We start from the raw sequence: 10,525 nt of genomic DNA, 5'->3' as shown, positions 1-10,525 counted from the left end.
TCGAACCCCATGGCTACTTATCCAATGTCCTGACCGCCATCGCAGGCGGGCATAAGCAAAACGACATCAACGACTTGCTTCCTTGGAACTATCCCAAACACGTGTGAACGGCGCACCGCTTACGCATATCTTCCAGACCGGTACAGATCATCATCGCAGCCGGATCAAAGAAATCCGAGATGTTAGGGGCACCCCAGTAGATTGGGATGGTGCCACACAGCAGGGCATCCACCAGCTTTTCACTGAAATAATTGCGCTCACGCACGTTTTCGATCACCACGGAATACCGATACGGCGCAAGCCCTTCGGACTTGTCGTCAAAGGGTTTGTAGCCCTTGCCCATTATGTCGATGGGCTGCCCCGTCTGACGCGCCCAATCGGCAATTTCGTGGCGCAACCGATGGCCGGGCTGCGAGCGCTTTGCCGAAGCGATGAGCGAACACATGGCATGTTTGGTCAAATCGACGTCGGGCCAATGTGGCACCCACGTGCCCCCCATCGGGAAAAATATCCCGTTCGGGATTTCCGATAGCAACTGCTCATCGCCACACAGAATGCGATGAAACCGCCGATGCGTCACGCGCAGCAACTTCATGTGATGGCCGTGGATGGCGCGCGGCTCCATGAACATCAGCGAGACATGTGCACGCGTGCCAAAAGAGGGCCGGGCATGCAGCGTATCTCGGGGCGACACGATAAGATGGTCGTCTGATGTCAGGTCGGCGAGCGTTTGTGCCTTGATCCCCTCAGGTTGACCAAACGGCCAGGTGAGGCGGTCCAATGAAATGCGTCCCGGTTGCCAGCCCAAGCGTAGCCCGTAGGGCAGGATAGCAATCCTCGGAGATGTCACGGTGCCGGCCTCATGTTGCGCGGATCTGCATGCCTGATAGGAACAATCCGCAGCACAGGCAATCTGTTTCGCCGTTTTCAGAGGTGTAGTGTACCGGACATGAGAACCCTGCCTTGCCCCGCGACACGCACGCCCGAAATCGCTTCGGGCGGTCCAATCACCTCGACATTCGCTTGGCCTGGTCGATCCATCCAATGCCCCTGTTCAGCCGTGAAATCGGGACGCGAAAGCAGCCGATGATGCCATAGATAGGCCGCCATCGCCCCAGTGGCGGAGCCGGTAAAGGCATCCTCGGGCGGGCTTGGCGGAGTAATGAGCAACCGTGAAAATGTGTCCCCCTCAGGAGTTACCCCCTCAAGCGTGACCCAGAACGGCTCCATCACATCGGTATCGTCATGTCCGAAATGGGCCGCGAGACGCTGAAGGGCATCCCTGTCAAGCCGCAACCGTCGGAGTGCATCGTGGTCTCGCAGAACGGTAATACAGAACGGCAATCCGGTAGAAACGATCTGGGGTGTTCCGACGATATCGGCGGCGTCTAGTCCACCCACCGCAGCGACCAGTTCGGGCGGAGCCACCGGACCAAATTGGGGGGCGACCTGTGTCATGGTGACACGAGGCGCCGGAGCATCCTCTATCTCGACAGAGATCAAGCCACCACCGGTCTCCAGCACCATGCGCGGACCTGTCACATATCCGCGTTGAAAGAGCGAAACCGCCGTAGCAATCGTCGGGTGCCCCGCAAACGGTATTTCACGGCTGGCGAGAAAGTATCTTACACGTGCATCCGCGACGTCCGAGGGCGCCACGAACGTGCATTCGACTAGTGATGTCTCACGCACGTAGGCGATACAGGTTTCCGGTGGAATGTCGGCCGCATCATGCACCACAGCGCAGCCGTTGCCGCCAAAGGGACGATCTGTAAAGGCATCGACCCAATCAAACGAATAATCCGCCAAAATACTCCTCCCGCCGTAAGTGGCCCCGTCTCAGTGGACTGTCACCGGTTCCAGATTGTTCTGCCGAGCGAGAAGAAATGCCAATTTGCGGTCACGCACAAGCGCCAGGCGCTCACCTTCTTCGCTGTGCACAGCATAGAGCGTGGTCAAATCTCCGACCTGTTCGCGCATATCCTCTGGCAGATCCTCGACCCGCACCGCGCGGACATAGACAATGGCCCGATCATTCTCGTTTCCGAAATCATACGTCGCATCCATGATGGCTTACCCCTTGTTTATCCTGATTTTCTGCACGACCGGCTCTGGTTGAGCGCGTGTGAGATCGACATGCAAAAGTCCATTTTCCATGATCGCCTCACCGACCTCGACCCCGTCGGCCAGCACGAAAGACCGCTGAAACTGACGCGCGGCGATACCGCGATGCAGGTAAAGCCGGTCCTCCACATCCTCGCCTTGACGTCCGCGGATTACCAACTGACGATCTTCAACGGTGATCGCGAGATCGTCCTCGGCAAAGCCCGCCACCGCCAGCGTGATACGATAGGAATTCTGGGAGGTCTGCTCGATATTGAAGGGCGGATACCCCTCGTTGCCGGATTTGGCACTGCGTTCCAGCATCCGCTCGAGCTGTTCAAACCCCAGCATATAGGGGTGTGACCCCAGAGTAAGCTTTGTCATCGACACGTCCTTGAGTTTAAGCGACCGTCCATAGCGCAAGGCCCCTTTTTGGCGACCTGCCCGGCAAATATGGGGTTTGGGCGTCCTACGCGCAAGGGCTTTGCGAAAAGCCCACGATTCGGTATTCTTCAGTCTCAATTTCCCCCAGAGGATTCGCGTGCCATGAACGCCTACAGCGATCTTTCCATGAAATCAGAAGATGTGCTGCGCGTGGAGCTCGAAGAGTTTCGGCGCGAACATGGTGACCTGGATGCGGCTATTCGCGCCCTGCAGGAACGAGGCACTGCTGATCAGCTTACCCTACAGCGACTCAAGAAAAAGAAACTCTGGCTGCGCGACATGATCTCGAGGATCGAAGACAGACTTTATCCCGACATCATTGCGTAACCCCCCTTGATGGGTATAGTGCGCGCTTCAAAACGTGGGGCGTGACATGACAGGCGTGAAAATCGGCATCATCATGGGCAGTCAATCGGACTGGCCGACCATGCGCGAAGCCGCAACCATTCTTGATGAATTGGGCGTAAGCTACGAAACGCGGATTGTCTCGGCGCATCGCACGCCAGACCGGCTGTGGGACTACGGAAAGACCGCCGTTGAGCGCGGCTTGCAGGTGATCATCGCCGGCGCGGGCGGGGCGGCGCATCTGCCGGGCATGATGGCGTCGAAAACCCGCGTGCCGGTGATCGGCGTGCCGGTGCAGACCCGCGCGCTCGCAGGTGTCGACAGCCTCTATTCCATCGTGCAGATGCCAAAGGGCTTTCCAGTGGCGACCATGGCAATCGGGGCGGCGGGGGCCGCCAATGCCGGGCTGATGGCTGCCGCGATTCTTGCCACTTCTGACCCGGACCTTGGGCAGCGCCTTGACGACTGGCGCACGGCCCTCTCCGCATCAATTCCAGATGAGCCTGCTGATGACTGAAACTCTTTCCCCCGGCGCGACAATCGGCATTCTGGGTGGTGGCCAGTTGGGCCGAATGCTCTCGGTCGCCGCCGCGCGCCTCGGGTTCAAGACCTGCATCTTCGAGCCGGGCGGCGATTGCCCGGCGAGCCATGTGGCGAATTATCATTTCAAGGCAGAGTACACGGATGAGGACGCGCTGCGCCGCTTTGCGGACGCGGTTGATGTCATCACCTACGAATTCGAGAACATCCCGGCATCTGCACTTGACCTGCTAGAGCCGCTCAAGCCTGTGCGTCCCGGTCGACGCGCACTCAAGGTCAGTCAGGATCGCTTGACGGAAAAGGCGTTCCTGTCCGATCTGGGCTTGAAGACCGCCCCTTTCGCGGCGGTCGATGACGCGGTTGATCTCGTTGAGGCCATAGAAGAGATAGGCCTTCCAGCGATCCTAAAAACCCGTCGTTTCGGGTATGACGGCAAGGGTCAGGCCCGCATCACGACGCGCAAAGATGCCGATCAGGCATTGGCGGACATGGCAGGTCAAGAAGCGATACTCGAAGGTTTCGTCGATTTTTCGCATGAAGTTTCGGTCATTGCCGCCCGCAATGAGGCCGGCGATGTGGCGTGTTTCGACCCCGGCGAAAACGTGCATGAGGACGGCATCCTACGCACCACTACGCTGCCCGCGCGGCTCTCAGGGGCACAGCGCACGGATGCGGTGCTCCTCGCCGCCAAGATCCTTAATCGCCTTAAATACGTAGGGGTGATGGGGGTTGAGCTTTTCGTGACCTCCGAGGGCCTGATCGTCAACGAGATTGCACCACGCGTGCACAACTCGGGTCATTGGACACAACAGGGCTGCGCGATTGATCAATTCGAACAGCACGTGCGCGCGATTGCCGGTTGGCCCCTCGGTGACGGCTCACGCTATGCCGATGTCGTGATGGAAAACCTCATCGGCGACGACATGGACCGCCTTTCGGACATCATGCAGGAGCCGGGCGCCTCATTGCATCTCTATGGAAAGTCAGAGGTGAAACCAGGTCGCAAGATGGGCCATGTCAACCGCGTCGTGCAAAAGGTCTGACGGCTTGGGTGCAGGCCATGACGCGCTGATTGCGTAGCGCGCCATGGCGAAGTTGATCGAGATAGGCTCTAACCTCCCGCCGTCAGAAGGGCCCGAAGCCCGCTGCGGTAGTCAGGGTGTATGAGCTCCACCCCAAGTTCCTCCTTGATCCGCCGGTTCGAGACGCGCTTTGATTCAGCATAAAACGAGCGCGCCATCGGGCTCATATCGGCCTCGTCAAAAGCCACCTCCTCCGGCAGAGGCAGGCCGAGCAACTCTGCCGCATGGCCAATCACGTCTTGCGGCGGAGCAGGGTCATCGTCGCAGAGATTATAGACCGCGCCCAGGTTGGGGCGAAGAATGGACGCCTCAAGCACCTGCGCGATATCGTCGACATGAATACGGCTGAAGACCTGTCCGGGCTTGACGATGCGGCGCGCCGTGCCCTGACGAACCTTTTCAAAGGGTCCGCGGCCGGGGCCATAGATACCGGCAAGTCGAAAGATATGCAGCGGCAAGCCGGGAATACTTGACCACTCCGCTTCGGCGGCGACCCGCAGTTGGCCACGTTTCGTAGATGGGTCCAGCGGCGTGCTCTCATCCACCCAACCACCGGCGTGATCGCCATACACACCGGTGGTCGACAGGTATCCAACCCAGTCAAGACGCGGCGCGACCTCTGCAATCGTATCACGATAGCGGGCGAGTACCGGATCGCCATCTGAATCCGGTCCGGCGGATATCAGGAGATGTGTAGCTGTGGCCAGCGCGGGCTCAAGCTCATCGTCGGGCCAGAGCATCGGCGTGATACCCTCCAAACCGAGTGCACGGGCTTTCTCTGGCTTTCGCGTGGTTCCGATGATCTGCCAGCCTTGCGGCAAGAGCCGCGCAGCAAGGGCGCGGGCGGAAAAGCCGTGCCCGAAGGAAAGAAGTGTCTTTGTCATGGACTTTACATGGCGCGGTCCGTCGGTTTTGACAAGCAGGCGAGGTCTCGCCGGTGCCTTTAATCGGCTATGGTATAAAATGCCACATCAGGGCAAACTTGAGATACGCATCAACCTCGGAGACGTCATGACCGTCCTTAACCGTCGCCACGCTCTTGGCCTGATCATGCTGACACCGCTGGCCGCGTGTTCCGGTCGCGGCCCGGATATATCCAGCCGCAGCGCTCCGGAGGAGCCGCCGCTCTACCCGAATGAAACGCCAGAGCTGCGACGTCTAATCAACAATTACGCCGATCAGTACCAAGTACCCCGCTCATTGGTGCATCGCCTGGCCATTCGCGAGAGCACGCATCGGCCTTGGGCGCGCAACGGGCCCTATTACGGGCTGTTGCAAATTTTGCCCCAGACCGCCCGGACCATGGGCCATCGCGGGCCCGCCTCGGCGCTGCTCGATGCCGAGACCAACCTGAAATACGGTGTCAAATACCTGCGCGGCGCGTATCTCGTGGCGGAGGGCGATCCCGACGATGCAATCGGATGGTACGCGCGCGGCTATTATTACGAGGCAAAGCGAAAAGGACTTCTGGTAGAAACAGGACTTCGTCCGGCCTGAGCGGTGATGACGCCTGACCTCGAAACGTGATGTGCTGCATCACAAAGGCTGAATTGACGAGCCTTTCAATTGCCGTAACCTACGCATGAACCGCGCGAGGCCCTCATGCAAAAATCCGCCCCTCTCATCACGCCCGTCCTGATCGCGGGCTGCACGATCATCCTGATCTCCTTCGCGATCCGGGCCTCGTTCGGAGTGTTCCAGATCCCGATCGCGTCAGAGTTCAACTGGCCACGTGCGGAGTTCTCGCTGGCCATCGCGATCCAGAATCTGGCCTGGGGGATCGGCCAGCCGATTTTCGGCGCCCTGGCCGAGAAACTTGGTGACCAAAAGGCGATCATCCTCGGGGCGCTGACCTATGCGGCGGGGCTGGTGCTGTCGTCCTTTGCGGTCACGCCCGAGGCGCATCAGCTTTATGAGATCCTCGTCGGCTTTGGCATCGCGGGCACCGGATTTGGCGTGATCCTCGCGGTGGTGGGGCGCGCAAGCTCGGACGAGAACCGCTCGATGAGCCTCGCCATCGCGACCGCCGCCGGATCTGCCGGGCAGGTTTTCGGCGCGCCGGTGGCGGAGTTCCTGCTGTCGGTGATGACTTGGCAGAGCGTGTTCGTGGTCTTTGCCGCCGTGATCCTTGCGGTGCTGGCGATGCTGCCGATGATGCGCGCGCCCGAGCCGGTGGATCGCAGCGTGATCGAGGAATCGATGGGCACGATACTGCGCCGGGCGTTCCGCGATCCGTCCTATACGCTGATTTTCCTGGGGTTTTTCAGCTGCGGCTATCAGCTGGGCTTTATCACCGCGCATTTTCCGGCCTTTGTGACCGAGATGTGCGGCCCGATCCTGCCCGGCGGGGCACTGCATAATATCGGGATCACCACCACCTCGGCGCTTGGTGCGGTGGCGATCTCGCTCATTGGTCTCGCCAATATCGCGGGCACGCTGACGGCGGGGTGGCTGGGCCATCGCTATTCCAAGAAGAACCTGCTGGCCGGCATCTATCTGGGTCGGACGCTGATTGCGGCGGCGTTCATCATGACCCCGATCACGCCCGCCACGGTGATCTTGTTTTCCGTCTCGATGGGGGCGCTTTGGCTGGCGACGGTGCCGCTTACCTCTGGCCTGATCGCGCAAATCTACGGGCTGCGCTACATGGGCACGCTTTACGGGATTGTGTTCTTCTCGCACCAGCTTGGCAGCTTCATGGGGGTCTGGCTGGGCGGCAAGCTCTATGACCTGCATGGCGACTATTCCGTGGTGTGGTGGGTCGGCGTGGGCGTCGGCGCGTTCTCGGCGATCGTGCATCTGCCGGTGAAGGAACAGCGGTTGCAGGCGGCCTAGTCGCGCATCAGGTCGCGCATTACGTGCAGCAGCTCGTCGGTATGGGTGTAGGGCAGGCCATGGCCCGCGCCCTCGATCACCTCCTGCCGGGCATTGCGGTTGATCTGGGCGAGCCGTCCCATGGCACTGAGCGGGATGATCTTGTCCTCGCGCCCCCAGATCGCCAGAACCGGCACGCCGGCCTCGGCCACATCGCCATGCGCCTCGACGAGATCCTCCGACAGCATGCCGCTCATCGAGCGTTCGATCGCGGGCACGAAGCCGCGATATTTGAGTTCAGCCTGTTGCAGATCGACGATGCCTTCGACACTGCTCGGCAGGTCGCGCTCGGCCTCGGTGCCTTTGTGGAACACACGCGGAAAGACCGCACGCATGAGCCAGCGGCTGAACGCGTTGCCTTTGGCAACCAGCCGCGCCACCGGGCCCAGATCATGGCCAAGCCCCGCCGGAGCGACCAGAACAACCTGCCTGATCTGCTCGGGATAAAGGGCCGCAAAGGCCGTGGCAATAGCCCCGCCCATGGAATAGCCCAGAAGCGTGATGTCATCATCAACGCCCTGATCCTCAAGCAATTCCTCCAGTTGGGTGACGAAAAAGGCGCTGTCCTGCGGGCCGTCGGGCCGATCACTGTATCCGCGCCCGTAGAGGTCATAGATCAGTACACGAAATCCCATTGCCCCCAGCCCCCGCGCCACTCCGTGCCAGACGAAAGACGGCGTGGTCAGCCCGTGCACACAGATCGCGACAGGGCCGCGCGTGGCCCCCATCCAGAGGTAATGCGTGACCCCGCGCGAGAGCGTAGAGAACTCGCCCGGGGCGTGGCGTCGGGCGGTGGCATCCATCTCGGGCTTGGCGGCCTCGCGCAGGAAGGGGGCCGCGGCCAACACCGCCAGAACAAGCGCCAGCCCCCCCAGCCAGATCATCCCGCCGCCCGCCACGCATCGAGAATATAGCGGCTGGTCATCAGGTCCAGATGCGCGCCACCGCCGTTCTTGAAGAGGGTGATTTCGTCATCACTCCGGCGGTGAAATTTCTCCCGCTCATAGTAATCCGCCACCAGATGATCGCGGGTGATCGCGCCGGTTTCCAGTGGGATCTTGATCTCGCCGATATGGCCCACCGTGGTGTCGTAGCTGTCGACGAAGACCCGCGCGCGGCGCAGGGCCTCGTCGTCCACCTCGCGCATGTCGGGGCGGTAGGCGCCGATCAGGTCGATATGCTGGCCGGGCTGGAACCAGTCCCCCTTGATCAGCGGATCGGTGGACATGGTGGCGGAGGTGACGATATCGGCGGCGCGTACGGCGGCCTCCAGATCGTCGGCCACGGCCATGCCGCCACACTCTGCCGCCATCTTTTCGGCATTGGCGCGGGTGCGGTTCCAGACGGTGAAGCGCGCCTTGGGGAAGGCCGCGGAATAGGCCTGCCAGAGCGAGCGACCCACCGTACCTGCCCCAACTATAAGGATATTTTCGCTGTCAGCGCGGGCCAGACGGGTGGCGGCATAGAGGCTGTCCCCGGCGGTTTTCCACTTGGTAACAAGGTGAAAATCGACCAGTGCCGTCAGCGTCCCGTTGGCGTCATCATAGAGGTTGACCGCGCCGTTGATCATCGGATCGCCCTTGTCGGGATTGCCGGGAAAGATCGTCGCGCATTTGACCGCGATGCCCATCCCGTCGATCCAGGCGGAGCGATTGAGCAAGGTATCCTTGCCGCGATAGAGGAAGGTGTCAGCGATCTCGGCGCGGGGCAGATCGTGCCCCGCTTGCAACGCCGCGCAGAGCCCCAGCCAGTCGAGATGCGCCTCGCCTTGGGCGAATGGAATGATCGTCAGGCTCATCTTTTCCTCCTGGGTATCGCGTCGGTATCACGTCGGCTTAGCGTCGGTATCGGTTTGTCTTGGGTGTCAGCCTCGCATCCTTCACCGACTCGCGCCATACCAGATAGAGACCGGAGCCGACGATCAGGGCGATTCCGATCCAGGCGGTGGCATCGGGCCATGTGCCGAACACCGTCACCCCCCACATGATCGCCATCGGCATGGCGACATATTCAAAGGGTGCGGCAAAGGCGGCCTCGGACAGGCGGTAGGCCTGAGAAATGAAGAGCCCGCCCAACATGCCGGAGATGCCCAGCATGGCGAGGATCGGGTAATCCCCGACCGGTGGCCAGACCCAGGCCCGAAAGAGGAATTCCAGCGACGGGTGCCCCGACCCGGCAAAGCGTCCGTCGCCAAGCCCCAGCCCGATCATGCTGCTGGCGATGAGAAAGGTCAGCTGGATGTAGAAGGCCATGGTGGGGGCAGATTCGGTGCCGCCGATCTTGCGCGTCAGCATGTGCAGCGTGGCGTAAAGGAAGGCGGCGGCAATCGGCAGGAGCGAGGCCAGTTGAAAGGCTGCCGTGCCCGGCTTGACGATCACCAGAACGCCGACGAACCCCACCCCGATTGCCGCCCAGCGACGCAAGCCCACGATCTCTTTGAGGAAGATCACCGAGAAGACGGTGATCACCAGCGGCGAGACGAAAAAGATTGCCGTGGCATCGGCAATCGGCAGCGCGGCCAGCCCCAGAAAGAGACACATGTTGGCCGACACGACGCAGAGACCCCGGATCAGATGGACCACGGGACGCCGCGTGCGCAACAGGCGCGGCCCCCCGGCGAACGGCATGATGAGACAGGTGAACGCCGTGAGACCCACCAGCGCGCGGATGAACACCACCTGATGCAGCGCGTAGGCATCCGAGAGGAACTTGATCCCCACATCGTTGATCGAAAAGCACATCACCGCCGCCAAGGCATAGGCGGCGCCGATCAGGTTGGAACGCTGAACGGTGGCAGTGGTCATGAGGATCCAAGGTTAATATCGTTGACCGATACATGAGACGCGGGGCCGCCCATTGTAAACCCCTGCGGTCGTCGATGGACCGCTCCGGGGCAAATGGAAGGTTTGAGTATTTGGGGAAAGGTGAAATTGGGATTGGCGGCCAAGAGCCAAAGGCCGAGGGGGAGGAACAGGTTGGAACGGTCGCCGCGAGTGGCCTTGAGCGGACGTTGATTGAAGCACCTGCGCGGAACAAGGCCGAAGGCCGCCGCGCATCGCCGTGCCGCCCCCCGGCGCGGCGATTTGGCTGCAACCTGTTCTGCGCTCTGATGTTTTCCGGGCTTGGCTGGCATTAAG

The 10,525-nt window shown here is 61.1% G+C and carries 15 protein-coding genes; 6 read left to right on the top strand and 9 right to left on the bottom strand.

Annotated features, from left to right (window positions below; translation table 11 throughout):
- The coding region (locus Q0X85_RS16225) for a transposase domain-containing protein (RefSeq protein WP_297773643.1) at positions 1–107 on the top strand (107 nt) is incomplete at its 5' end.
- Here Q0X85_RS16225 and Q0X85_RS16220 read toward each other — a convergent pair.
- From Q0X85_RS16220 to Q0X85_RS16205, 4 genes are all read right to left on the bottom strand, one after another.
- Positions 89–781, bottom strand: coding sequence for a glycosyltransferase family 10 (locus Q0X85_RS16220; protein ID WP_297773642.1), 693 nt, complete (start codon positions 779–781; stop codon positions 89–91). The two genes, Q0X85_RS16225 and Q0X85_RS16220, sit on opposite strands and share 19 nt — an antisense overlap.
- Positions 782–927: 146 nt before the next feature.
- Positions 928–1,809, bottom strand: a complete 882-nt coding sequence (locus Q0X85_RS16215; protein ID WP_297773641.1) for a PhzF family phenazine biosynthesis protein — start codon at positions 1,807–1,809, stop codon at positions 928–930.
- 30 nt (positions 1,810–1,839) lie between these two features.
- Complete coding sequence (locus tag Q0X85_RS16210) at positions 1,840–2,067, bottom strand: DUF1150 family protein (protein ID WP_297773639.1); 228 nt, start codon at positions 2,065–2,067, stop codon at positions 1,840–1,842.
- Positions 2,068–2,073: 6 nt separating this feature from the next.
- Entirely contained in the window at positions 2,074–2,487 is a 414-nt protein-coding gene (locus Q0X85_RS16205) for an Hsp20 family protein (RefSeq protein WP_297773636.1), read from the bottom strand.
- Between the two features lie 162 nt (positions 2,488–2,649).
- Here Q0X85_RS16205 and Q0X85_RS16200 point away from each other — a divergent pair, with 162 nt between their 5' ends.
- The 3 genes from Q0X85_RS16200 to Q0X85_RS16190 are packed head-to-tail and all read left to right on the top strand — an operon-like array spanning position 2,650 to position 4,475.
- Positions 2,650–2,874, top strand: a complete 225-nt coding sequence (locus Q0X85_RS16200) for a DUF465 domain-containing protein (RefSeq protein ID WP_297773634.1) — start codon at positions 2,650–2,652, stop codon at positions 2,872–2,874.
- Positions 2,875–2,920: 46 nt separating this feature from the next.
- Positions 2,921–3,409 carry a 5-(carboxyamino)imidazole ribonucleotide mutase gene (purE, locus tag Q0X85_RS16195; RefSeq protein ID WP_297773633.1) on the top strand — a complete coding sequence of 163 codons (489 nt, stop codon included), beginning with the start codon at positions 2,921–2,923 and terminating at the stop codon, positions 3,407–3,409.
- Positions 3,402–4,475, top strand: a complete 1,074-nt coding sequence (locus tag Q0X85_RS16190; RefSeq protein WP_297773630.1) for a 5-(carboxyamino)imidazole ribonucleotide synthase — start codon at positions 3,402–3,404, stop codon at positions 4,473–4,475. Before purE ends, Q0X85_RS16190 begins: the two co-directional genes overlap by 8 nt.
- Before the next feature lie 68 nt (positions 4,476–4,543).
- Here the strand turns inward: Q0X85_RS16190 and Q0X85_RS16185 are convergent, their stop codons facing one another.
- Positions 4,544–5,398, bottom strand: coding sequence for an SDR family oxidoreductase (locus Q0X85_RS16185; RefSeq protein ID WP_297773629.1), 855 nt, complete (start codon positions 5,396–5,398; stop codon positions 4,544–4,546).
- Between the two features lie 127 nt (positions 5,399–5,525).
- Between Q0X85_RS16185 and Q0X85_RS16180 the strand changes: the two genes are divergently transcribed.
- Together Q0X85_RS16180 and Q0X85_RS16175 are read left to right on the top strand one after the other, a co-directional pair.
- Positions 5,526–6,011: a lytic transglycosylase domain-containing protein gene (locus tag Q0X85_RS16180; protein ID WP_297773627.1), complete on the top strand. Its 486-nt coding sequence runs from the start codon at positions 5,526–5,528 to the stop codon at positions 6,009–6,011.
- Positions 6,012–6,116: 105 nt separating this feature from the next.
- Entirely contained in the window at positions 6,117–7,349 is a 1,233-nt protein-coding gene (locus Q0X85_RS16175; protein ID WP_297773625.1) for an MFS transporter, read from the top strand.
- On the opposite strand, the gene Q0X85_RS16170 is transcribed toward Q0X85_RS16175, so the two are convergent.
- The 4 genes from Q0X85_RS16170 to Q0X85_RS16155 all read right to left on the bottom strand — a co-directional run.
- Positions 7,346–8,272, bottom strand: a complete 927-nt coding sequence (locus Q0X85_RS16170) for an alpha/beta hydrolase (RefSeq protein ID WP_297773624.1) — start codon at positions 8,270–8,272, stop codon at positions 7,346–7,348. The genes Q0X85_RS16175 and Q0X85_RS16170 overlap by 4 nt on opposite strands.
- Complete coding sequence (locus tag Q0X85_RS16165) at positions 8,269–9,186, bottom strand: ornithine cyclodeaminase (protein WP_297773623.1); 918 nt, start codon at positions 9,184–9,186, stop codon at positions 8,269–8,271. The genes Q0X85_RS16170 and Q0X85_RS16165 overlap by 4 nt, the downstream gene beginning before the upstream one ends.
- Positions 9,187–9,223: 37 nt before the next feature.
- The gene (locus Q0X85_RS16160) at positions 9,224–10,192 is read right to left on the bottom strand and encodes a DMT family transporter (RefSeq protein WP_297773621.1); all 969 of its coding nucleotides are present in this window, start codon (positions 10,190–10,192) and stop codon (positions 9,224–9,226) included.
- On the bottom strand, positions 10,189–10,525 hold a 337-nt coding region (locus Q0X85_RS16155), incomplete at its 5' end, for a hypothetical protein (RefSeq protein ID WP_297773620.1). The genes Q0X85_RS16155 and Q0X85_RS16160, both read right to left, overlap by 4 nt.

Source organism: uncultured Roseovarius sp. (genome assembly GCF_947259555.1).
GTDB lineage: Bacteria > Pseudomonadota > Alphaproteobacteria > Rhodobacterales > Rhodobacteraceae > Roseovarius.
This window is presented reverse-complemented; position numbering and strand designations above follow the sequence as displayed.

Bases quoted from the DNA above. Each gene is read 5' to 3' on its own strand.
- Q0X85_RS16210 (WP_297773639.1), bottom strand. From the start codon at position 2,067: ATGGATGCGACGTATGATTTCGGAAACGAGAATGATCGGGCCATTGTC.
- Q0X85_RS16170 (WP_297773624.1), bottom strand. From the start codon at position 8,272: ATGATCTGGCTGGGGGGGCTGGCGCTTGTTCTGGCGGTGTTGGCCGCG.
- Q0X85_RS16165 (WP_297773623.1), bottom strand. From the start codon at position 9,186: ATGAGCCTGACGATCATTCCATTCGCCCAAGGCGAGGCGCATCTCGAC.
- Q0X85_RS16185 (WP_297773629.1), bottom strand. From the start codon at position 5,398: ATGACAAAGACACTTCTTTCCTTCGGGCACGGCTTTTCCGCCCGCGCC.
- Q0X85_RS16180 (WP_297773627.1), top strand. From the start codon at position 5,526: ATGACCGTCCTTAACCGTCGCCACGCTCTTGGCCTGATCATGCTGACA.
- Q0X85_RS16200 (WP_297773634.1), top strand. From the start codon at position 2,650: ATGAACGCCTACAGCGATCTTTCCATGAAATCAGAAGATGTGCTGCGC.
- purE (WP_297773633.1), top strand. From the start codon at position 2,921: ATGACAGGCGTGAAAATCGGCATCATCATGGGCAGTCAATCGGACTGG.
- Q0X85_RS16205 (WP_297773636.1), bottom strand. From the start codon at position 2,487: ATGACAAAGCTTACTCTGGGGTCACACCCCTATATGCTGGGGTTTGAA.
- Q0X85_RS16160 (WP_297773621.1), bottom strand. From the start codon at position 10,192: ATGACCACTGCCACCGTTCAGCGTTCCAACCTGATCGGCGCCGCCTAT.
- Q0X85_RS16190 (WP_297773630.1), top strand. From the start codon at position 3,402: ATGACTGAAACTCTTTCCCCCGGCGCGACAATCGGCATTCTGGGTGGT.
- Q0X85_RS16175 (WP_297773625.1), top strand. From the start codon at position 6,117: ATGCAAAAATCCGCCCCTCTCATCACGCCCGTCCTGATCGCGGGCTGC.